The sequence below is a fragment of the Serinibacter salmoneus genome, from assembly GCF_002563925.1.
Lineage (GTDB): Bacteria > Actinomycetota > Actinomycetes > Actinomycetales > Beutenbergiaceae > Serinibacter > Serinibacter salmoneus.
Genome location: NZ_PDJD01000001.1, coordinates 990,593 through 1,012,198, shown reverse-complemented (window position 1 = coordinate 1,012,198; position 21,606 = coordinate 990,593). Strand labels below are relative to the sequence as shown.

General features: G+C 71.6%; 20 protein-coding genes. 1 reads left to right on the top strand and 19 read right to left on the bottom strand.

The window, feature by feature from the left end; all coding sequences use genetic code 11:
- Positions 1-2: 2 nt before the first annotated feature.
- The 10 genes from ATL40_RS04385 to ATL40_RS04340 form a co-directional block, all read right to left on the bottom strand.
- On the bottom strand, positions 3-2,240 hold the full coding sequence (locus ATL40_RS04385) for a polyribonucleotide nucleotidyltransferase (protein ID WP_098468474.1): 2,238 nt from the start codon (positions 2,238-2,240) through the stop codon (positions 3-5).
- A gap of 243 nt (positions 2,241-2,483) precedes the next feature.
- Positions 2,484-2,753, bottom strand: coding sequence for a 30S ribosomal protein S15 (gene rpsO, locus ATL40_RS04380; RefSeq protein WP_098468473.1), 270 nt, complete (start codon positions 2,751-2,753; stop codon positions 2,484-2,486).
- Between the two features lie 103 nt (positions 2,754-2,856).
- Positions 2,857-3,849, bottom strand: coding sequence for a bifunctional riboflavin kinase/FAD synthetase (locus ATL40_RS04375; RefSeq protein ID WP_098468472.1), 993 nt, complete (start codon positions 3,847-3,849; stop codon positions 2,857-2,859).
- Between the two features lie 139 nt (positions 3,850-3,988).
- A complete protein-coding gene (locus ATL40_RS04370; protein WP_169925873.1) occupies positions 3,989-4,714 on the bottom strand; it encodes an alpha/beta fold hydrolase in 726 nt (241 codons plus the stop codon).
- Positions 4,715-4,794: 80 nt separating this feature from the next.
- Positions 4,795-5,748, bottom strand: a complete 954-nt coding sequence (truB, locus tag ATL40_RS04365; protein ID WP_098470278.1) for a tRNA pseudouridine(55) synthase TruB — start codon at positions 5,746-5,748, stop codon at positions 4,795-4,797.
- Between the two features lies 1 nt (position 5,749).
- Positions 5,750-6,220, bottom strand: a complete 471-nt coding sequence (gene rbfA, locus ATL40_RS04360) for a 30S ribosome-binding factor RbfA (protein ID WP_098468470.1) — start codon at positions 6,218-6,220, stop codon at positions 5,750-5,752.
- The gene (gene infB / locus ATL40_RS04355; RefSeq protein ID WP_098468469.1) at positions 6,217-9,147 is read right to left on the bottom strand and encodes a translation initiation factor IF-2; all 2,931 of its coding nucleotides are present in this window, start codon (positions 9,145-9,147) and stop codon (positions 6,217-6,219) included. Before infB ends, rbfA begins: the two co-directional genes overlap by 4 nt.
- Before the next feature lie 105 nt (positions 9,148-9,252).
- Positions 9,253-9,603, bottom strand: a complete 351-nt coding sequence (locus ATL40_RS04350) for a YlxR family protein (RefSeq protein WP_098468468.1) — start codon at positions 9,601-9,603, stop codon at positions 9,253-9,255.
- A 15-nt stretch (positions 9,604-9,618) separates the two neighbouring features.
- The gene (gene nusA / locus ATL40_RS04345) at positions 9,619-10,629 is read right to left on the bottom strand and encodes a transcription termination factor NusA (protein WP_098468467.1); all 1,011 of its coding nucleotides are present in this window, start codon (positions 10,627-10,629) and stop codon (positions 9,619-9,621) included.
- Positions 10,629-11,120 (bottom strand): ribosome maturation factor RimP, encoded by a 492-nt coding sequence (locus ATL40_RS04340; protein WP_098468466.1) that lies wholly within the window; start codon positions 11,118-11,120, stop codon positions 10,629-10,631. The genes nusA and ATL40_RS04340 overlap by 1 nt, the downstream gene beginning before the upstream one ends.
- A 97-nt stretch (positions 11,121-11,217) precedes the next feature.
- Here ATL40_RS04340 and ATL40_RS04335 point away from each other — a divergent pair, with 97 nt between their 5' ends.
- On the top strand, positions 11,218-12,258 hold the full coding sequence (locus ATL40_RS04335) for a hypothetical protein (RefSeq protein WP_098468465.1): 1,041 nt from the start codon (positions 11,218-11,220) through the stop codon (positions 12,256-12,258).
- Here ATL40_RS04335 and ATL40_RS04330 read toward each other — a convergent pair.
- The 9 genes from ATL40_RS04330 to tsf form a co-directional block, all read right to left on the bottom strand.
- Positions 12,231-14,021: a proline--tRNA ligase gene (locus ATL40_RS04330; protein ID WP_098468464.1), complete on the bottom strand. Its 1,791-nt coding sequence runs from the start codon at positions 14,019-14,021 to the stop codon at positions 12,231-12,233. The genes ATL40_RS04335 and ATL40_RS04330 overlap by 28 nt on opposite strands.
- Before the next feature lie 76 nt (positions 14,022-14,097).
- A complete protein-coding gene (locus ATL40_RS04325) occupies positions 14,098-14,964 on the bottom strand; it encodes a GNAT family N-acetyltransferase (RefSeq protein ID WP_098468463.1) in 867 nt (288 codons plus the stop codon).
- A 3-nt stretch (positions 14,965-14,967) separates the two neighbouring features.
- Positions 14,968-16,260: a M50 family metallopeptidase gene (locus tag ATL40_RS04320; RefSeq protein ID WP_098468462.1), complete on the bottom strand. Its 1,293-nt coding sequence runs from the start codon at positions 16,258-16,260 to the stop codon at positions 14,968-14,970.
- A gap of 8 nt (positions 16,261-16,268) precedes the next feature.
- Complete coding sequence (locus ATL40_RS04315; RefSeq protein ID WP_245866721.1) at positions 16,269-16,838, bottom strand: cell division protein DivIVA; 570 nt, start codon at positions 16,836-16,838, stop codon at positions 16,269-16,271.
- 27 nt (positions 16,839-16,865) lie between these two features.
- Positions 16,866-18,065, bottom strand: coding sequence for a dual-specificity RNA methyltransferase RlmN (gene rlmN, locus ATL40_RS04310; RefSeq protein ID WP_098468461.1), 1,200 nt, complete (start codon positions 18,063-18,065; stop codon positions 16,866-16,868).
- A 7-nt stretch (positions 18,066-18,072) separates the two neighbouring features.
- Positions 18,073-19,221: a phosphatidate cytidylyltransferase gene (locus ATL40_RS04305; protein WP_098468460.1), complete on the bottom strand. Its 1,149-nt coding sequence runs from the start codon at positions 19,219-19,221 to the stop codon at positions 18,073-18,075.
- A gap of 3 nt (positions 19,222-19,224) precedes the next feature.
- Positions 19,225-19,782: a ribosome recycling factor gene (gene frr, locus ATL40_RS04300; RefSeq protein ID WP_098468459.1), complete on the bottom strand. Its 558-nt coding sequence runs from the start codon at positions 19,780-19,782 to the stop codon at positions 19,225-19,227.
- A gap of 79 nt (positions 19,783-19,861) precedes the next feature.
- A complete protein-coding gene (gene pyrH, locus ATL40_RS04295) occupies positions 19,862-20,626 on the bottom strand; it encodes a UMP kinase (protein WP_098468458.1) in 765 nt (254 codons plus the stop codon).
- Positions 20,627-20,737: 111 nt separating this feature from the next.
- Positions 20,738-21,583: a translation elongation factor Ts gene (gene tsf / locus ATL40_RS04290; protein WP_098468457.1), complete on the bottom strand. Its 846-nt coding sequence runs from the start codon at positions 21,581-21,583 to the stop codon at positions 20,738-20,740.
- Positions 21,584-21,606: the final 23 nt, after the last annotated feature.

Here is a 21,606-nt window from a genome sequence, read left to right as displayed (position 1 = left end):
GCTCAGGCCTCCGCGCCTGCGGGCTCGGCGGAGTCCTTCTCGTCCTCGTCGATGACCGCGTGCAGCGAGAGCTTGCCGCGGTTGTCGATCTCGGCGAGCTCGACCTGCACCTTCTGACCCACGGAGAGCACGTCCTCCACGCTCTCCACGCGCTTGCCGCCCACGAGTCGACGGATCTGGCTGATGTGCAGCAGACCGTCCTTGCCCGGCGTGAGGGAGATGAACGCCCCGAAACTGGTGGTCTTGACGACCGTGCCGATGAAACGCTCACCCACCTCGGGCATGTGCGGGTTGGCGATCGCGTTGATCGCCTGCCGCGCGGCCTCCGCCGACGGGCCGTCGGTGGCGCCGATGAACACGGTGCCGTCGTCCTCGATGGAGATGTCGGCGCCCGTGTCCTCCTGGATCTGGTTGATCATCTTGCCCTTCGGGCCGATGACCTCGCCGATCTTGTCGACCGGGACCTGCACCGTGATCACGCGCGGGGCGGTGGCGGCCATCTCGTCCGGGGTGTCGATGGCCTCGGCCATGACGTCCAGGATGGTCAGACGCGCCTCCTTGGCCTGCGAGAGCGCACCGGCCAGCACCGAGGCGGGGATGCCGTCGAGCTTGGTGTCCAACTGGATGGCGGTGACGAACTCGCGGGTACCGGCGACCTTGAAGTCCATGTCGCCGAAGGCGTCCTCGGCGCCGAGGATGTCGGTCAGCGCGGCGTAGCGCATCTGCCCGTCCACGTTGTCCGAGACCAGGCCCATCGCGATGCCGGCGACCGGGGCGCGCAGCGGCACACCGGCGTTCAGCATGGACAGGGTCGAGGCGCACACCGAACCCATCGAGGTGGAGCCGTTGGACCCGAGGGCCTCGGAGACCTGACGGATCGCGTAGGGGAACTCCTCGCGGCCCGGCAGCACCGGCACCAGGGCCCGCTCGGCGAGCGCGCCGTGGCCGATCTCGCGGCGCTTGGGGCTGCCCACGCGACCGGTCTCACCGGTGGAGTAGGGCGGGAAGTTGTAGTTGTGCATGTAGCGCTTGCGGGTCACCGGGCTCAGGGTGTCCAGCTGCTGCTCCATCTTGAGCATGTTCAGCGTGGTGACGCCCATGATCTGGGTCTCGCCACGCTCGAACAGGGCGGAGCCGTGCACGCGGGGCAGCACCTCGACCTCGGCGGACAGCGGGCGGATGTCGCGCAGCCCGCGGCCGTCGATGCGGAAGCCGTCGGTGAGGATGCGACGGCGGATGGCGGCCTTGGTCAGAGCGCGGTAGGCGGCGTGCAGCTCCTTCTCGCGACCGTCGAAGCCGGCCTGCAGGGCGCCGATGGCGGCGTCGCGGACCTCGTCCAGGCGCGTCTCGCGCTCCTGCTTGTCGGCGATCGAGAGGGCGGACTCCAGGCCCTCGGCGACCTGGGCGCGCATGGCCTCCAGGGCGTCGTCCTCGTAGTCGGGGAAGAGCGGGAAGCTGCGCACCTCCTTGGCGGCCTTCGAGGCGAGTTCGGCCTGCGCGTCCACGAGGGCGGCGATGAACGGCTTCGCGGCCTCCAGGCCCTGTGCCACGATCTCCTCGGTGGGCGCGGTGGCACCCTGCTCCTTGATGAGGCTCCAGGCGTTGACGGTGGCCTCGGCCTCGATCATGGCGATCGCGACGTCGTCGTTGCCCTGCTCGTCCTTGACGCGGCGGCCGGCCACGACCATCTCGAAGACGGCCTTCGCGGACTCGCTGTAACGCGGGAAGGCGACCCACTCACCCTCGATGTAGGAGATGCGCACCCCGCCGACCGGGCCGGAGAACGGCAGACCGGAGATCTGGGTGGAGGCGGAGGCGGCGTTGATCGCCAGCACGTCGTAGGCGTCGTCCGGGTGGATCGCCAGGACGGTCTCGACGACCTGGACCTCGTTGCGCAGGCCCTTGACGAACAGCGGGCGCAGCGGACGGTCGATCAGGCGGCAGGCCAGGATCGCCTCGGTGGAGGGGCGACCCTCGCGGCGGAAGAAGGAGCCGGGGATCTTCCCGGCGGCGTACTGGCGCTCCTCGACGTCCACGGTGAGCGGGAAGAAGTCGAAGCCCTCGCGCGGGTGCTTGCCGGCGGTCGTGGTGGACAGCACCACGGTCTCCTCGTCCAGCGTGGCCAGCACGGCACCGGCGGCCTGCTTGGCCAGGCGGCCGGTCTCGAAGCGGACGGTGCGGGTGCCGAAGCGGCCGTTGTCGATGACGGCCTCGGCGAACGTGATCTCGGGACCCTCCATGGGTGCCCTCCTTCGTGTCGGTGCACGCCGAGCGACGGAGGTCTTCGATCGAGGCCCACGCCCGGCTGCCCTCCCGCGGGAGGACCGGCCCGGAGGCCACTACCGAGGACCGACGGCGGAGACGGCGTGCGGTGTTCGGTGACTATTCCTCAGTGCCCGCGGCCGGGCCGCGGACGCACATGCGGACGGTGCCCGCATGCATGTGTGCCCGGACCCTGAGCGGATCCGGGCACACGATGGTCGTCAGCGACGGATGCCGACCCGCTCGATGATCGAGCGGTAGCGGTCGATGTCGACCTTGGTCAGGTAGGTGAGCAGACGGCGGCGCTGACCGACCAGCAGCATCAGCCCACGGCGGCTGTGGTGGTCGTGCTTGTGCGCCTTCATGTGCTCGGTGAGGTCGCTGATGCGGCGCGTGAGGAGCGCGATCTGGACCTCGGGCGAACCGGTGTCACCCTCGTGCGTCGCGTACTCGTTGATGATGGACTGCTTCACGGCGGCGTCGAGAGCCACGGTTCTCCTTAGGGTCGTTGCGCGGCGCACCCGGGCTTGTCCACCGGGGCAGTCGATCCGCGGCCGTTCTGACGGCGCAGCCATCCTATCGCACTGCGCGGGGTCAGGACACCGTGGCGACCTCGAGCGCGGCGAGCGCATCGGCACAGTCCCGGTGCATCTGCTCCACGAGCGCCTCCACCCCGGTGTAGCGCAGCGTCGGCCGCAGCCGCGTGACGAACTCCACCACGACCTCCTCACCGTACAGGTCCAGGTCGGTGCGGCCGATCACGTGCGCCTCGACCTGACGCACCTCGCCGTCGAAGGTGGGGTTGGTGCCCACCGAGATGGCGGCCGGCAGCCGCTCCCCCGCGCCGCCGTCCCGGCGCAGCCAGCCGGCATAGACGCCGTCGGCGGGCACCGCACCGGAGGAGGCCGGGTCGAGGTTGGCCGTGGGGAAGCCGAGTTCCCGGCCGCGCGCCTCGCCGTGCACCACGGCGCCCCGCATGGCATGCCAGCGGCCCAGCACGTGGGTGAGTTCCTCCAGACGCCCGGCGGCGAGCAGGTCGCGTGCCCAGGTGGAGGACCAGCGGCGTTCCTCGAGCACCCCGTGGGTCAGGGCAGCCGGATGGTGCTCCGCCCCGGCGAGCACGTCCTCGACCAGCACCACCTCGAACCCGTACCGCTCCCCCAGCTCGGCCATCGTCGCGCCGTCGCCGGCGTTGTCCGCCCCGAACCGCACGTCGGAGCCCACCACGACCACCCGGGGGTGCAGCGCCTCCACCAGGTAGCGACGGACGAACTGCTCCGGGCCCTGGGCGGCGAAGTCGGTGGTGTAGGCCACCACGAGCACGCCGTCCAGGCCGGTGGCGGCCATCAGGTCCAGCCGATCGGCGAGGCCGGTGATCTGCTCGGGCGCCTGCGCCGGGCGGTGCACCTGAGCGGGGTGGGGGTCGAACGTCATCGCCACGGCGCACAGCCCGCGTTCGTGCGCCCGGGCCACGACCTCCCGCAGCACCGCCTGGTGGCCGCGGTGGACGCCGTCGAAGTTGCCGATCGTCACCGCGGTTGCGCCGATGTCGGTGGGGACCCTGCCGATTCCGTGCCAGACCTTCACGCCCCCATTCTCACGCGTGCACGGCGATGCCCGTGCACCGGCCCGTCCCGAGAAGCGCCCACGCCGCGGGTCCGTGCCCCGCGCGCCGAGACCGTGCCCGCAGAGCACGGGCTGGGCGCAGGCGGTACGGCCTCGGCGGTCAGCCGAGGAGTCCGCGCACGAGGGCGGCCAACTCGCCCGGCGCCTCGCGCGGGATCATGTGGCCCACACCGGGGATCTCCACCAGGTCCCCGCGGGCCAGGGAGTCGGCGATGAGGCGGCTGTGCTCGGGCCGGATCACGTCCCGCTCCCCCACCACCACGAGCGCGGGCACCGCGATCCGCCCGAGCGCCGCCGGGTCGATGTTCGGGTCGGTCACCATGAGACCGAGCCGCTGCGAGAGGGTGCGCAGCCCGGGCAGCACGCGCGCCGTGGTGTGCGCCACGGCGTGCGCGACGTCGGTGGTCACCTTCGAGACCGGCTTCAGTCCGCCGGGGAACAGGTTCGCGCCGACCAGCACCAGGGCGCCGACGAGGTCCGGGTGGCGCAGCGCCAGTTCGAGCGCGATGTTGCCACCGTCGGAGAATCCGAGCACCGGCACCCCCGCCAGCCCGAGGCCCTGCAGGGTGGCGGCCACATCGTCGGCCATGTCCGCGATGCGCAGGTCCACGCCACCGCGCGGGGAGAGTCCGTGACCGCGGGAGTCCAGGCCGATGAGGGTGTAGCGGGACGCCAGCATCGGCACCAGGGCGTCGAAGACGTGGTGGTCCTCGGAGTTGCCGTGCAGGAGGACCAGGGGCGGTCCCTCCCCCGTCGCCACGGCCCACAGGTCGCCGATGCGGGCGCCCGGGAAGCGGATCGGCAGGAGGGGTGGATGATCGCTCACCGTGTCATTCTCGCGCCGGATCCTGGAGATCGCCTGGGCGGGCGCTGAACGACGTCGCGGGGGTGAGGAGAGCAGCCCGCTCAGGCAAAGACGATGACGGGGCGCGCGCGCAGCCCGCCCCGGCGCTCCTCGTCGCGCAGGATCGCGAGCAGCTCACCCCCGGGCCCGAGAGCGGCCACGGGCTCGGGGCTCCCGGTGGGCGCCAGCCAACGACCGTGACCGAGGTCGGCGGCCTCCTCGGGCCCCACGCGCCGCACCGGCAGGATGTGCTCGGCGGCCACGGCGCTGGGCACGACGGCGTCGCGCACCCGCGGCGAGGGCGCCTGGTCCGCCTCGGTGATGGCCTCCTGCGGCAGGGCGCCGGCGATCGGGAACCCGCCCACGCGGGTGCGGCGCAGCGCCGTGAGATGGCCGCCGCAGCCCAGGTGGGCACCGAGGTCGCGCGCCAGCGCGCGGATGTAGGTGCCGGAGGAGCAGGTGACGGTGGCGGTCACGTCGAGCACCGCGGTGCCGTCGGCGGCCGCGCCGGGAGTGATCGTGTGGATCGCGAACTGGGCGATGTGCACGGGCCTGGCGGCGAGCGCGACCTCCTCGCCGGCCCGCACCCGGGCGTAGCTGCGCTTGCCCTGGATCTTGATGGCGCTCACCGCGGAGGGCACCTGCTGGATGTCCCCGCGAAGCCGGGCCACGCCGTCGTGCACCGCCTGCGGCGCCACGTCGCAGGCACCGCGCGCGGCGGTGATCTCGCCCTCCGCGTCATCGGTCAGGGTGTCCTGGCCGAGACGGATCGTGGCCTCGTAGGTCTTGTCGGCTCCCACCACGTAGGTGAGCAACCGGGTGGCGCGGCCCACGCCGAGCACCAGCACCCCGGTGGCCATCGGGTCCAGGGTCCCGGCGTGGCCGACCTTCTTGGTGCCCAGCAGCCGACGGCAGCGGGCCACCACGTCGTGCGAGGTCCACCCGGCGGGCTTGTCCAGCACGAGGAGGCCGTCCGGGGGATCCCCGGACGGCCTCTCGTGCTCGTGCGTGCTCAGCTCAGGCCTCGCCGGCCTGCGCTGTGTCGGCCTGTGCTGCGTCGGCCTGCGAATCGCCGGCCTGCTTGTACGGGTCGGCCTCGCCGGCGTACTGGGCACCCTCGGCACTCTTGCGCAGCTCGGCGTCGCGGGCCGCGGCCACCCGCAGCGCCTCGGCGATGTCCGCGGCGGACTGCGGCGCGGAGTCGAGCCGGAAGGTGAGCGACGGCGTGAACCGCACCCCCGTCCGCTTCCCGACCTCGCTGCGCAGCAGTCCCTTCGCGGACTCCAGCGCCGCCTGCGTGGCGGTCACCTCCTCCGGTGAGCCGAGCACCGTGTAGAACACGGTGGCGTGCTGCAGGTCGCGGGTGACCTCCACGTCGGTGACCGTGACGAACCCGAGTCGCGGGTCCTTGACCCGCTTCTCGAGCATCGTCGCGACGATCGTCTTGATCGACTCACCCAGGCGGATGGCCCGAGTGTTCCCGGTCATGCCGAGCGCTCCTTCTCCCGGTTCTCGAAGGTCTCGATGACGTCACCCTCCCGCAGGTCGTTGAACGACCCGAGGCTGATGCCGCACTCGAAGCCCTCGCGGACCTCGGTGACATCGTCCTTCTCCCGGCGCAGCGACTCGATCTTGACGCCCTCCCCGATGACGACACCGTTGCGCAGCACGCGCGCGGAGGCGTTGCGGCGGATGAGACCCGACCGCACGATCGACCCGGCGATGTTGCCGAACTTGGAGCTGCGGAAGATCTGACGGATCTCCGCCGTCCCGAGCTGCACCTCCTCGTAGATCGGCTTGAGCATGCCCTTGAGGGAGCTCTCCACGTCCTCGATCGCCTGGTAGATGACCGAGTAGTACCGGATGTCGACACCCTCACGATCGGCGAGCTCGGAGACCCGCACATCCGGCCGCACGTTGAACCCGATCACCACGGCGTTGTCGACCGTGGCCAGGTTGACGTCGTTCTGCGTGATGGCACCCACACCGCGGTGGATGATCCGCAGGTCGACCTCGTCGCCCACGTCGATCTTGAGCAGCGCGTCCTCGAGCGCCTCCACGGCACCGGACACGTCACCCTTGATGACCAGGTTGAGCGTGGTGACCTTGCCGGCCTCCACGGCCTGGGTGAAGTCCTCCAGGCTCATGCGCTTACGGCGCTTGGCCAGCAGGGCGGCACGGTCGGCGGCATCGCGCTTGTCGGCGATCTGACGGGCGGTGCGGTCATCCGGCGCCACCAGGAAGGTGTCACCGGCGCGCGGCACCGAGGACAGCCCGAGCACCTGCACCGGCGTGGACGGGATGGCCTCGCTGAGGCTCTCGCCGTGGTCACCGAACATGGCACGCACGCGTCCGTAGGCGGTACCGGCCACGATCGCGTCACCCACGTGCAGGGTCCCGGACTGCACCAGCACCGTCGCAACGGCGCCGCGACCCTTGTCCAGGTTCGCCTCGATGGCGATACCGCGGGCGTCCTTGTCGGGGTTGGCCCGCAGGTCCAGGGCGGCGTCGGCGGTGAGCAGCACGGCCTCGAGGAGCTCGTCCAGGCCCTGGCGGCGCAGCGCCGAGACGTTGACGAACATCGTGTCGCCGCCGTAGGCCTCGGCCACAAGGTTGTACTCGGTGAGCTGCTGCATCACCTTGTCGGGGTTCGCCCCCTCCTTGTCGACCTTGTTCACGGCCACGACGATCGGCACACCGGCCGCCTGGGCGTGGTTGAGGGCCTCCACGGTCTGGGGCATCACGCCGTCGTCCGCGGCGACCACGAGGATCGCGATGTCGGTGACGTCGGCACCACGGGCACGCATGGCGGTGAACGCCTCGTGACCCGGGGTGTCGATGAAGGTGATCTTGCGCGGCTCACCCTCGTGCTCCACCGAGACCTGGTAGGCGCCGATGTGCTGGGTGATGCCACCGGCCTCGCCCGCGACCACATCGGTGGAGCGGACGGCGTCCAGCAGCTTCGTCTTACCGTGGTCGACGTGACCCATCACGGTCACGACCGGTGCACGCGGGCTCAGGTCCTCGTCGCCCTCGGCCTCGGCCTCGGCGTCCAGGTCGATGTCGAACTGGCCGAGCAGCTCGCGCTCCTCGTCCTCGGGCGAGACGATCTTGATGACGTAGCCGAGCTCGGCGCCCAGGGCCTCGAAGGTGCCCTCGTCCAGCGCCTGGGTGACGGTGGCCATCTCACCGAGGTGGAACAGCACGGTCACCAGGCTCGCGGGGTTCGCATCGATCCGGTCGGCGAAGTCCGACAGGCTCGCTCCGCGGCGAATACGCACCTCGGTGGTGCCGTCGCCACGGGGGACCTGGACACCGCCGACCGACGGCGCGGACATCTGCTCGAACTCCTGGCGCTTCGCGCGGCGCGACTTGCGTGCGCGCACCGGCTTGCCGCCGGCGCGACCGAACGCACCCTGCGTCCCACCGCGACCACCGCGACCGCCGCCGCCACCGGGACGACCGCCGAAGCCGCCGCCACCGCCGGGTCCACCGGGACCGCCACCCTGACCGCCACGACCACGACCGCCACCGCCGCCACCACCACGGGCGGGTGCGCCGGGGCGACCGACCGCACTGCGGCCGGGCATCGCGGCGGGCGAGGGGCGGGGACCGCCGGGACGGGGGCCGCCACCGGAGCGCTGACCGTCACGCTGACCCTCGCGCTGGCCGCCGCCGCCACCCGGGCGGGGTCCGGCTGCGCCGGGTCCGGGACGCGGTCCACCAGGACCGGCCTGCGCGCCCGGGCGCTGCCCGGGGCGGGGACCGCCACTGCCACCGCTGCCACCGGGGCGCGGCATGCCCTGCGAGGACGCAAACGGGTTGTTACCCGGACGCGCGGAGCCGCCGCGGCGTCCTTCGCCACCCCCACCACCGGGGCGCGGCATGCCCTGCGAGGACGCGAACGGGTTGTTACCCGGCCGGTTCGAGCCACCCGAGCGCTGGCCGCCCGGCTTGGGGCCGGGGGTCGGGGGCTTGGGGCCACCGGGCTTCGGGGCGCGGCGAGCATCGCCGGCCTCGGCCGCGGGGGCGTCTGCTGCGGGTGCCGACGGGGCCGGGGCCTCGGCCGGGCCCTGCGAGCTCGGCGCAGGCGTCGCCTCGGCGGCGGGCTCCTGTGCCGCCTTCGGCTCCCGGGTTACGGGAGCCTCGGCGGCGGGTTCGGGTGCCGGCTTCGGCGCGGGCTTCTTGGCCGGCTTCTGCTCCGTCTCGGCGGCCGGCTTCTTGGCCGTCTGTGCGGCCGACTTCTTCTCCGTCTCGGCGACGGGGTACTTCTCGCGGACACGACGCACGACCGGTGCCTCGATGGTCGAGGACGCCGCCTTGGCGTACTCCCCCATCTCCTGCAGCCGGGCCAGCATCGTCTTGCTGTCGATCCCTAGCTCGCGCGCGAGCTCGTGGACTCGGACCTTTGCCACAACTCTCCTTCTCCGGTCCGCCCGGAGAGGGAGGACCGCGTTCAGTGGTTCGAGCTCATTACTGAGTACTCATCGGGTGCCCATCGGCGTGTCAACCCGCTCTCACTACTCGACTCGATGCTCGGCGCGCTCGATCGCGCCGAACCATGTCCACACCGCGTGATCATCGATCGGACCCTGCATTCGCAGTGCCCGTCCGATCGCGCGGCGCCGTACCGCCTGCTCGAGGCAGGCAGATCGACAGTGCAACCACGCTCCCCTCCCGGGGGCGCTGGCGCGCTCATCGACCACGACGCGCTCTCCCCGGGCGATCAGACGCACGAGGTCGGCACGACGTCCGCGTTCCCTGCACCCGATGCACGTACGCACCCCGGCACCACCGAGACCGTCCTGGGACGGGTTGAGGTGGGCAGAAGAGCGCAGTGGACGCGGTGTCCGGAACGCGGACCCGCCCATCAGTGTACCCCCGCCTCAGGACCGCTCGGAGCCGCCACGCTGGTCGGCCTCGCCCTCGGCGTCGGAGTGGATGTCGATCTTCCAGCCGGTCAGGCGCGCGGCGAGACGGGCATTCTGACCCTCCTTGCCGATGGCGAGCGAGAGCTGATAGTCCGGCACCACCACGCGCGCGGTCCGCGCCTCGGGGTCCACCACCGTGACCGAGGACACGCGGGACGGCGAGAGCGCCGCCGCGACGAAGCGTGCCGGGTCCTCGACGTAGTCGACGATGTCGATCTTCTCACCCCGTAGCTCGGCCATGACGGCGCGCACCCGCTGTCCCATTGGGCCGATGCAGGCCCCCTTCGCGCCGAGTCCGGCAACGTTCGAGCGCACGGCCACCTTGCTGCGGTGACCCGCCTCGCGGGCCAACGCCATGATCTCCACGCTGCCGTCGGCGACCTCGGGAACCTCGTGCTCGAAGAGCCGCTTGACGAAGTTCGGGTGCGTGCGCGAGAGGGTGATGTTCGGTCCGCGCATGCCGCGGGAGACATCCGTCACGTACGCCTTGATGCGGGTGCCGTGCGGGAGGTCCTCTCCGGGCACCTGCTCGTGTGGGGGCAGGGCGCCCTCGACCCCGCCGCCGAGGTCCACCAGGATGGTGCCGTGCCGACCTCCCTGCTGCACCACACCGGTGATCAACTGCATCTGGGAGCCCTTGAAGGTGCCGAGCACCTGCTCGTCCTCGGCGTCCCGAAGCCGCTGCACGATCACGCTGCGGGCGGTGGCGGTGGCCACCCGGCCGAACCCGGCCGGGGTGTCGTCCACCTCGTGGGTGACCGCCTCCTCTCCCTCACCGATCGTCTCGGAGACCAGAACGCTCACGTGCCCGCTCGACCTGTCGACCTCGACCCGGGCACCGGCGCGTGCGTCGGGGGTCTTCTCGTACGCGGTCAGCAGTGCCTGCTCGATCGCACCCACGAGCACGTCCAGCGGGATCTCCCGCTCGCGCTCGATCATGCGCAGCGTGGCCATGTCGATGTCCATCAGTCGTCCTCCTTCACCCGACGCAGCTCGACCTGGACGGTCGCGTCGGCAATGTCTGCATAGGCCACCGTGCGCGGCGAACCGGCGACCTCGAGCGTTACCGAGCCATCGGGCTGTGGCTCGGCGCCGCTGACACGCCCGAGGACCCGGGCGCCGTCGCGCAGGCGCGCCTCGATCAGGCGCCCCGTTGCCCGCGAGAAATGCCGCGGCTGTGTCAGTGGCCGCCCCACCCCGGGGGTCGTCACCTCGAGCGTGTAGGCGCCGGGGACGGCATCCGCCCCGTCCAGCGCGGCGGAGATCTCACGGGAGAGATCACCCAGCCGGTCCAGGTCGAGGCTGCCCGGCCCCTCACGCAGGTCGAGGGTGACCACGACCACGCGCGCGCCGGAGCGCCGCCGGACGTCGACCTTCTCCACCACGAGATCATGGGGAGCCACCACGGCCTGTGCCAGCGCGTCCACGCGTTGGGCGAGTGCTCGATCCGCTGCCATGTCCTGCTCGCTCCATCCGCTTCCGGCTCTGTTGTCCCTGCACGTCGCCGCGCGTGGGGTACGAACGCGGCGCGACGGATAAGACTACCGTTGCCGTGTGCCTCGTCCGACCTCCTCGACTCATGCCGTCACCCGCCGTCCGCGTTCCGCGGCCGCCCGCGCGGTGGTGGCGCTCGGCGCGGCCGTCCTCCTCGCCGGTTGCGGTGTGCGCCTGGACACGCCCCCGCAACCGCTGCCCACGGCCGATGCTGCCGAATCGGCGCGCGCCTCGCTGGTGGCACAGTCCTTGGCGACGGCGCAGCTCGCCGAGGCGCTCGGCGAGCTGACGGCCGACGAGGCCCTCGCCGATCAGGTCGCTCAGGTCGCGGACGCCGCGCTGGCCCAGGCCGACCTCCTGGGCGGGCAGTGGGAGCCGCCGGCACGGCCCGACACGCCGACCGATACCGGAGCGGATTCCGGCGCGGGACCGGACGGCGGCGAGACGGGCGAGGCAGTGGACGCCGACGAGGACATCTCGCCGCAGGCCCTCGTGGACGGGCTCTCCCGAGCCGCACAGGATGCCCGCGAGGCGATCGGGGCAGCGCCGAGCGCCGAGGTCGCGGACCTGTACACCGCCGTCGCGGTCTGGCGTGCCTGGGCCGCGCAGGTCCTCGCGCACAGCACGGGCGCCGAGGCCCCGGCGCCGCAGCAGCCGCAGGTCGTGGCCGCCACGTGGCGCCTGGCATCGGTGGCCGGGACCCAGGAGCTCATCCGCGGCCTGGACGCCGCCGGCTTCGCGTACGAGTACCTCGCGGCGCGGGCGGAGGAGGGCTCCGAGGACTACCTCGAGCGGGCCCGCGAACTGCGCGCTCTCGCGAGCGACCTGGCGGTGGCGAGCGGGCTCGCCGGAACCGCGCAGGATCCCCGTTCGGCGCTGTACGACACCGCCGGCGTGGCACAGTCCACCCCGGCGGCGGCCGCCGCCATCGAGTCGGACCTGGTGGCGCTGTGGGTGCAGGCACCGCTGCCCTCCGCGCTGCGCGCAACCGCGGTGGACGGCGCGTTGGCCAGTCTGCTGGAGATCCAGCGGGTGGCCCCGCGCGCCGCCCTCGACCTGACCGCCCTCCCCGGCTATCCCGCCGCGGCCACCGACTCCTGAACCGCCCCGAGCGCCTGAGCCACGGGAACCTCGCGGCGGTCGCCGGAGGCACGCTCGCGCACCTCGATCACCCCGGAGGCGAGCCCGCGCCCGATGACCACGACCACCGGCATGCCCAGCAGTTCCGCATCCGCGAACTTCACACCGGGTGAGACCTTGCGGCGGTCGTCCAGGAGCACCTCGAGCCCCGCCTCCTGAGCGGACCGCGCGAGATCCTCCGCAGCGGCGAACACCGTCTCGTCCTTGCCCGTCGCCACGATGTGCACCTGGGCGGGCGCCACGGCCACCGGCCAGGTCAGCCCGGCGTCGTCGTGGTAGATCTCGGCAAGTGCGGCCACGGCACGGGAGACCCCGATCCCGTAGGAGCCCATGTGCACCACACGCGCCTTGCCGTTCGCGTCCAGCACGGTCAGCCCCAGGGCCTGGGAGTACTTCGTCCCCAGGTCGAAGACGTGGCCCATCTCGATGCCGCGAGCCAGTTCCAGCGGGCCGGAGCCGTCCGGCGCCGCATCGCCTTCCCGCACCTGGGCCACGTCGATCGTGCCGTCGGCAGTGAAGTCCCGACCCGCCACCAGCCCGAACACGTGGTGATCGGCCCGATCCGCTCCGGTGATCCACGCCGTCCCGTCCACCACGCGCGGGTCGAGCAGGTAGCGCACCGCCCCGCCTTGACCCTCCGCGTCCCGCGGCGCACCGTTGGGGCCGATGACACCGGGGCCGATGTAGCCCTTGACCAACTCGGGGTGGCGCGCGAAGTCATCCGGACCAGCGGCCTCCACCTCGGCGGGCGCGAGTGCCGCCTCCAGGCGCTTCAGGTCCACGTCCCGGTCACCGGGCAGGCCCACCACGATCGTCTCGCGCTCCCCCGTGGGCGCCGTGACGGCGAGCACCACGTTCTTGAGGGTGTCGGCAGCGGTCCAGGGCCGATCGGGGCGCGGGAAGCGCTCGTTCGCCACGTCCACCAGCGAGGCGATGGTCGGGGTGTCGGGGGTCTGCTCCACGCTCGCGGGCGGCAGGTCCTGCCATGCCCGTGCGGGCGGCGCCGGCGTGGTGACCGCCTCCACGTTGGCCGCGTACCCACCCGGGGAGCGCACGAACGTGTCCTCCCCCACCTCGCACGGCACGAGGAACTCCTCCGAGCGCGATCCACCCATGGCCCCGGACGTGGCGGCCACGATCACGTACGGCAGCCCGAGCCGGGAGAACACCCGCTCGTACGCATCGCGCTGACGCTGGTAGGCCGCCGCGTGCGCTTCCTCGTCGATGTCGAAGGTGTAGGCGTCCTTCATGATGAACTCGCGGCCACGCAGCAGCCCCGCGCGAGGCCGGGCCTCGTCGCGGTACTTCGTCTGGATCTGGTAGAGCGCGAGCGGCAGGTCCTTGTAGGAGGAGTACAGGTCCTTCACCACGAGGGTGAACATCTCCTCGTGGGTGGGCGCGAGCAGGTAGTCGTTCTCGCGACGGTCCTGCAGGCGGAAGAGGTTGGGCCCGTACTCGCTCCAGCGCCCGGTCGCCTCGTACGGCTCGCGCGGCAGCAGCGCCGGGAAGTGGATCTCCTGGGCGCCGGCGGCGGCCATCTCCTCACGCACGATCTGCTCCACCTTGGCCAGCACCCGCAGGCCCAGCGGCAGCCAGGTGTAGATGCCCGGGGCGGCGCGGCGGATGTAGCCCGCACGCACCAGGAGCTTGTGGGAATCGACCTCGGCGTCGACCGGGTCGTCGCGCAGGGTACGAAGGAACAGGGAGGACATCCGCATCAACACGGCCCCAGCCTACTGGCCGCCCCGCGCTCGCTCCGTCACCCACCGCTGCGCTGGACGCTCTCGGGGCAGCTCACGCTCACAACACGATCGTGGCGTAGGAGCCCTCCTGGACGAACCCCACGGTGGCGTACATCCGACGTGCGGCGTCGTTGTAGTCGTTCACGTAGAGCGAGACCACCTCGGCGCCTCGAGCCCGCGCGAGGTCGACCACGGCGGCCATGCCGGCCGTCCCCAGTCCGCGACCGCGTAGGTGCGGGGCCACCCACACCCCCTGGATCTGCGCCACACCCATCGCCATCGCCCCGATGTCGGCCTTGAACGCCACCCGGGGCAGACCGGCCGCCTGCTCCATCAGCACGAACGTGCGCCCCCCGTCGATGAGCTGGCGCACCCGGGTGGCATACGCCCCCTGCGGTGAACTCATCGGTGAGTACCCGTACTCGTCCGCGAACATCGCCACGCTCGCGGGCAGGACCGCCTCGAACTCCTCGGGCCGCGCCTCGCGCACCCGGGGATGCGGCGGCACCAGGGCCCGTTCGCGCAGCACGAGGGAGGGTTGATCGCCCCGCACCTGGCGGGGCGCGGGCCACTGCCCCGCCACCTCGCCCCACAGCGTCTCGACACTGCCCCGCTCGCCGACGATCGAGGACAACCGCCCACGCGAGTGCAGCAGCCGGGGAGCGAGCTCGGCGAGCCCGTCGCCGCTGGGGCTGACCGGGATGACATTCGCACCCAGCCAGACGAAGGAACGCAACTCACCGTCCCGATAGGCGCCCCAGGTGCCCCCGGCCCCGGCGGCCACGCCGGACTCGTTCAGCCGGACGGCCGCGAGCACCGAGGAGACCGGGTCCTGGCGGCACAGCGCCAGGGCCTGGCGCAGGTCCTGCGGCGCGAGCACGCGAGTCTGCAGCCGCCCCACGGACGACGAACGACGGCTGAACACCCGCTACCCCGAGAGTGTGACGGGCGCGACGACGTCGGCAACCAGCAGGAGCACGAACATCGCCAACAGGGCGATCACCACCACGTAACTGACCGGCACGAACCGGGAGGTGTCCAGCAGCCCGGGGTCGGGGCGACCACGCCACCGGGCCAACCGGCGCCGTCCGCCTTCCACCAGCGCGCCGAGCACGTGCCCGCCGTCGAGAGGGAGCAGCGGGATGAGGTTGAAAGCGAACAGCGCGACGTTGAGGCTCGCCACCATCTGCAGCAGCACGATCACGTTGCCCATGACCCCCACGCTGGAGGTGGTGGAGGTGGCCTCCCCCGCAAGTCGACCGACACCGACCAGGCCGAGCACCCCCTCGGAGCGATCGGTCCCGGTGATCGTCGCGGCGGCCACGTCCCACAGCTGTGCCGGGAGCGTGACGACGACCCCGATGGTGCCGCCGATCATGGCGCCGAGATCACGTGCGAAGGTGCCCAGGTCGGCGCGCTGGAGCGCGGCGGTGGGGGTGATCCCGACCACCGGGACCTGGGTGAGGTCACCGTTCGCGTCCTCCCGCTCCACCAGGGTCGGGGTCACCGTCAGGGTGCGCGGCTGCCCCTCACGACGTACCACCACGTCCGCGCTCGCGCCCTGCCCCGCGAGGATCGCGGACTGCACCTCGCCCCAGGTCGTGGTGGCCTGGCCGTCCCAGGAGACCACCACGTCCCCGGGCTCGATCCCTGCCTGCTGGGCGGGTGAGGCCGGGTCGGCCGCGGTGCACTCGGTCGAGGTCACGCAGGGTGAGACCTGCGCAATGGTGGTGGTCGCCGTCGGCAGGCCGATGCCGAGGTAGACCACCGCGAGCAGCGCGACGGCGAGCACGAGGTTGGCGAGCGGTCCGCCCAGCATCACGATCACCTTGCGCGGCGCGCTCAGGCGCGCGTAGGTGCGGGGTTCATCCCCCGGGAGCATCTCCTCGGCGGAGTAGGAACGGGCATCGGCAGCGATCTGCCGCAGCGTGCGTCGGACCCCCGTGGCCGAGCCGGGATCGCGTGTGGCGGCCCCGGCGGGAGCGAGCATGGCGTCCGTGGGGTACATCCCGACCATACGGATGTATCCCCCCAGCGGGATTGCCTTCAGTCCGTACTCGGTCTCACCGTGTCGCCGGGAGAAGACCGTGGCACCGAAGCCCACCATGTACTGCGTCACCCGCACCCCGAAGGCCTTCGCCGGCACCAGGTGCCCGATCTCGTGCCACGCGATGGACACCAGCAGGCCGAGCACGAGCGCGAGGACGCCCAACCAGAACATCGGTCAGGTCACTCGACCGACATGAGCACGTCGACGGCGTGATCGAGGAAGGCGTCCACCGGTCCCTCGGCATACGCGCGAGAACGGGGCGCCGAGGAGAAGGTGGCGGTGCGCACCGCAGCGGCGCTCAGCGGGGTCCCGTGGTCGAAGTAGGCGGTCAGCTTCGCCATGAGTTCGTCCACCTCATCGGCCGCATAGCCGCGTCCGTGCTCCGGCGGGGCGAACTTCTCCCCCGCCGGCCGGGTCAGCCGGCCGTAGAGTTCGGTCGCACGCTCCACCACGCGCGACATCCAGGCGTCCTGCCCGTGCTCGCGGATGAACTCGGTGCGCGCGGCCGCCACGAATGCGGACTCCAGGCGGTCCAGTGCGGCATCGACCACGGCGGGTTGGTACCCGCCGCGCACCAGGTCGAAGGAGGTGGCACGGATCGCGTTCGCGTCGATCCGCTCCTGCGGGGCATCCTCCCGGTTCTCGTACTGGGCACGCGCCGCCGCGATGAACGCGTTGACCTGCTGGGTGTCGTAGCCACGGGTCATCCCCGAGACCCGGGGGAAGAGGTCCTTGGTGGTCTCGCTCACGGTGTCTCCTTCGCTCACGTCGCCCGCTCAGTCCTCGACGGCGGCGGCCAGCTGCCCGCAGGCACCGTCGATGTCGCTACCGCGGGTGTCACGAATGGTGGTGGGGATACCCGCATCACGCAAACGCCGCACGAACTCCGCCTCCACAGCCGGGTCGCTCGCCGTCCACTTCGACCCCGGGGTCGGGTTCAGCGGGATCGGGTTGACGTGCACCCACCCCCGGCCGCGTTTGATCAGCTCATCGGCCAGGAGGGAGGCGCGCCACCCGTGGTCGTTCATGTCCCGGATCAGGGCGTACTCGATCGAGACCCGCCGCCCGGTGACCTCGAAGTAGTGGCGCGCGGCGTCGAGGGTCTCCCCGACCTTCCAACGCGAGTTGATCGGGATCAGTTCGTCGCGCAGCGCATCGTCCGGGGCGTGCAGCGAGAGCGCGAGGGTCACCGGGATCCCCTCGTCCGCGAGCTTGCGCATGGCCGGCACCAGACCGACCGTGGAGACCGTGACGTTGCGAGCCGAGATACCGAAACCGGAGGGCGCGGGTTCCACCATGCGGCGCACCGCACCGATCACGGCCTTGTAGTTGGCGAGGGGCTCACCCATCCCCATGAACACGATGTTGGAGAGCCGGCACGGACCCCCGGGCAGGTCACCGTCCCGGCTGGCACGCGCGGCCTGCCGTACCTGCTCGATGATCTCGGCGGTGGAGAGGTTGCGGGTCAGTCCCAGTTGCCCCGTGGCGCAGAACGGGCAGGCCATGCCACAGCCTGCCTGGCTGGAGACACACAGGGTGGTGCGGTCGCTGTACCGCATCAGCACCGACTCGACCTTCGCGCCGTCGTGCATCCGCCACAGCGTCTTGACGGTGTCGCCGCCGTCGGCCTGCATGACGTGCGCGGGGGAGACCAGATCGGGCAGCAGCGCCTCGACGAGTTCCTCGCGCCCCTGGGCGGGCAAGTCCGTCATCTCCTCGGCCGTGCGGCTGAGGTGGGAGAAGTAGTGGCGCGAGAGCTGGTCACCCCTGAACCCGGGGAAACCGAGCTCCACGAGCGCCTCCTTGCGCTCGGCCAGTGTCAGGTCCGCGAGGTGCCGCGGCGGCTTACCCCGTCTCGGTGCGGCCATCTGCAGACGTGGGCGGCCCTGCGGCGCCGCGACGGCGGTGGCCACGGGTGCCCCCGGCGCGGCGGCGGCGTCCTGGGTACTGGCTGCGGGTGTCGGTGACTGACTCATCGTGTCCTCATTGTGCTGCCACAGGCGCCAGGAAAGCGAACGCGCTCACCAGCAGCGGCGCGGCGACCAGCAGGGCATCGACCCGATCCAGCACACCGCCGTGGCCCGGCAGCACCGAACCCATGTCCTTCAGGCCGAGGTCGCGCTTGATCAGGGACTCCCCGAGGTCGCCCACCACGGCGGCGATCGTCGCGAGGGCCCCGACCACCAGGCCGAACCACCAGGCGAGACCCAACGCGAGGGTGACCACAGCGGTGCTCGCGCCACAGGCCAGCGCGAGGGAGCCCGCGAACCCCTCCCAGGACTTCTTCGGACTGACCGTGGGGGCGAGGGGGTGGCGACCCCACAACACCCCCGCGATGTACCCGCCGGTGTCGCTAGCCACCACGGCGACCACGACGAGGAACACCCGCCAGGCGCCGTCCGGCTGCGTCAGTGCCAGCACGAGGAAGGAGGCCAGGAAGGGCACATAGGCCACGACGAACACGGCGGCACTGCCCGAGCGCAACGCGGGCAGGCCATTGTTGTCCAGCACGCACCAGACGAACACGGCGCCGCTGGTGGCCACGAAGGCGACCAGCAGTGCCGCGGCCCCACCGAGGTAGGCACTGACGAACATACCGGCCGAGCCGACCGCGATCGGCAGGACCGGGACCTGGAGGTCTCGGGTCGCCAGAGCGGAGCGCAACTCGATCACCACCGCCAGGATCAGGACGAAGGCGAACGCGATGAACAGTTCGCTGCGCCAGAACAGGCTCCCGACGAACACGGCCCCCAGACCGACGCCCACGCCGGTCGCCACCGGCAGGTTACGACCCGCGCGGGAGGGTTGGTCACTCTCCACCGCACTGGGAGTGGGCTCGGGCACCAGCGGGTCGCTCACCGCTGCCCGCACCACGTCCGGATCGGTGGTCACCGGGACCGCGACCGGCGGCGCCGGATCGGTCGGGCCGGCCGGGGCGGGCACCGCCGACGGCGCGGGGAGTGCGGACTCGGTCGTGGCCGCGGAGGTCAGTGCAGCCGCGTCCTGGGCCGGCTGCTCCTGGGACGCCGCCGCCTGGGGGGCCTGTTCCTGGGCGGCGGCCTCCCGCGCGCGGCGCTCACGCAACTCGCGTCGGGTGAGCGGCCGCGTCGGCTCTGGCGCGTCGTGCGACATCGCTCAGACTTCGAGGAGCTCGCGCTCCTTGTGCGAGAGCAGGTCGTCGATCGTCTCGACGTGTGCCTTCGTCACGGACTCGAGTTCCTTCTCGGCGCGGGTGACCTCGTCCTCGCCGACCTCGCCGTCCTTCACCAGCCGGTCCAGTTCGTCCTTCGCCTTGCGGCGCACCGCGCGCACGGAGACCCGCGCCTCCTCCGCCTTGGTCTTGGCGAGCTTGACGTACTCGCGGCGACGCTCCTCGGTCAGCTGGGGCAGCGTCACGCGGATCACATTGCCGTCGTCGGTGGGGTTCACGCCGAGGTCCGACTCGCGCAGCGCGCGGATGATGTCGTTGCTGGCCGTGCGGTCGTACGGCGAGATCAGCACCACGCGGGCCTCCGGGATGGTCACGCTCGCGAGTTGCTGCAGCGGGGTGGGCGCCCCGTAGTAGTCGACCTCGATCTTGGTGAACAGACCGGCGTTGGCGCGACCGGTACGGATGGCGGCGAAGTCACCACGGACGACCTCCACCGCCTTGTCCATCTTGTCCTCGGCCTCGAGGAGTGTGTCGTCGATCACCCGTGCTCCGTTCGTGCGAGCCGTGCTCGCGTCCAGGCCGCGGCCTCCCGCGGCAGTGGTGTGTGACTGGTGGATCCGGTCAGACCGTCACCAGCGTCCCGATGTTCTCACCTTGCAGTGCTCGTGTGACGTTACCCGGATCGTTCATCCCGAACACGCGCATCGCCAGCGCGTTGTCACGGCACAGGCTGAACGCCGTGCCGTCCACCACACGCAGGTCACGCTGAATGGCCTCGTCGAAGGTCAGCCGCTCGAGTCGACGAGCATCCGGGTCCAGTCGCGGATCGGCTGTGTAGACGCCGTCCACCCCGTTCTTCCCGACCAGGACCTCATCACAGTGCGTCTCCAGCGCCCGCTGGATCGCGACGGTGTCGGTGGAGAAGTACGGCATCCCCGCACCTGCCCCGAACACCACGACCCGCCCCTTCTCCATGTGCCGGATCGCGCGCAACGGGATGTAGGGCTCGGCGACCTGGCCCATGGTGATCGCGGTCTGCACCCGGGTGCTCACGCCGGCCTTCTCCAGGAAGTCCTGCAGAGCCAGGCAGTTCATGACCGTCCCGAGCATGCCCATGTAGTCCGCCCGTGAGCGGTCGATGCCCCGCTGGGACAGTTCCGCCCCCCGGAAGAAGTTGCCGCCCCCGACAACCACACCCACCTCGACGCCGGCATTGGCAGCAGCGGCGATCTCATGGGCCACCGAGGAGACGACGTCCGGGTCGAGGCCCACGGTCCCTCCACCGAACACCTCCCCCGACAACTTGAGCAGAACTCGACGACGACCGGCGGGGGTGGGGGTAGTCACGGCGTTTCCTCCAAAGCTGTGCGCGGGTGCAGTGGGCATGGGCGGGATGGGGGTGTGGGCGAGCGAGCGACGAGCACTCGACCCGGTGGTGTGCGGCGGCCCCGCCGGACGGTCTCTCTCCGTGCCGGCGGGGCCGTGCGCAGTGGTCGGTCAGGCGCCGACGCGGTAGCGGACGAATCCGGTGATCGTCCCGCCCGCCTCGGACACCACCGTGCCGACGGACTTCTTCGGCTCGCGCGCGAAGGCCTGGTCGAGGAGCACCTGGTCCTTGAAGAACCCGTTCAGGCGACCCTCGATGATCTTCGGCAGCGCGGCCTCGGGCTTGCCCTCGTTGCGGGCCGTCTCCTCGGCGATGCGGCGCTCGTCGGCGACGGTCGCCTCCGGGATCTCCTCACGCTGCAGGTACAGCGGGGAGAAGGCGGCCACGTGCATCGCGACCTCACCGGCGATCTCGGCACCGGGCACGTCGCTCGCGACCAGCACACCGACCTGCGGGGGCAGGTCCTTGGAGGTGCGGTGCAGGTAGGTGGCGATGCGCTCGCCACCCAGCCGCGCCACCCGGCGCACCACGATCTTCTCGCCGAGCGTGGCGGCGGACTCGTCGACGAGCTCGGAGACCGTACGCTCGCCGACCGTGGCGGTCAGCAGGGCGTCGGCGTCCGCGGCACCTGAAGCGACCGCAGCCCCGAGCACGGTGTCGGCCAACTCGATGAACTTCTCGTTCTTGGCGACGAAGTCGGTCTCCGCGTTCAACTCGACCAGGATGCCGATCTGACCGTCGGCGTCAGGCGCGTCGACGACCGCAGCCACGACGAGACCCTCCGAGGCCTGGCGGTCCTCGCGCTTGGCGACGCCCTTCAGGCCCTTGATGCGGATGATCTCCATCGCCTTGTCTGCATCGCCCTGAGCCTCGTCGAGGGCCTTCTTCACGTCCAGCATGCCGGCGCCGGACTTCTCCCGCAGGGCCTTGATGTCGGCAGCGGTGTACGTAGCCATGTGTGCGCTATCTCCTTGCTCGG

Excerpts from the sequence above, each read along its gene's own strand:
- ATL40_RS04385 (WP_098468474.1), bottom strand. The coding sequence starts at position 2,240 with ATGGAGGGTCCCGAGATCACGTTCGCCGAGGCCGTCATCGACAACGGC.
- rbfA (WP_098468470.1), bottom strand. The coding sequence starts at position 6,220 with ATGACCGGGAACACTCGGGCCATCCGCCTGGGTGAGTCGATCAAGACG.
- ATL40_RS04350 (WP_098468468.1), bottom strand. The coding sequence starts at position 9,603 with ATGGGCGGGTCCGCGTTCCGGACACCGCGTCCACTGCGCTCTTCTGCC.
- nusA (WP_098468467.1), bottom strand. The coding sequence starts at position 10,629 with ATGGACATCGACATGGCCACGCTGCGCATGATCGAGCGCGAGCGGGAG.
- ATL40_RS04340 (WP_098468466.1), bottom strand. The coding sequence starts at position 11,120 with ATGGCAGCGGATCGAGCACTCGCCCAACGCGTGGACGCGCTGGCACAG.
- ATL40_RS04320 (WP_098468462.1), bottom strand. The coding sequence starts at position 16,260 with ATGTTCTGGTTGGGCGTCCTCGCGCTCGTGCTCGGCCTGCTGGTGTCC.
- rlmN (WP_098468461.1), bottom strand. The coding sequence starts at position 18,065 with ATGAGTCAGTCACCGACACCCGCAGCCAGTACCCAGGACGCCGCCGCC.
- ATL40_RS04305 (WP_098468460.1), bottom strand. The coding sequence starts at position 19,221 with ATGTCGCACGACGCGCCAGAGCCGACGCGGCCGCTCACCCGACGCGAG.
- pyrH (WP_098468458.1), bottom strand. The coding sequence starts at position 20,626 with ATGCCCACTGCACCCGCGCACAGCTTTGGAGGAAACGCCGTGACTACC.
- tsf (WP_098468457.1), bottom strand. The coding sequence starts at position 21,583 with ATGGCTACGTACACCGCTGCCGACATCAAGGCCCTGCGGGAGAAGTCC.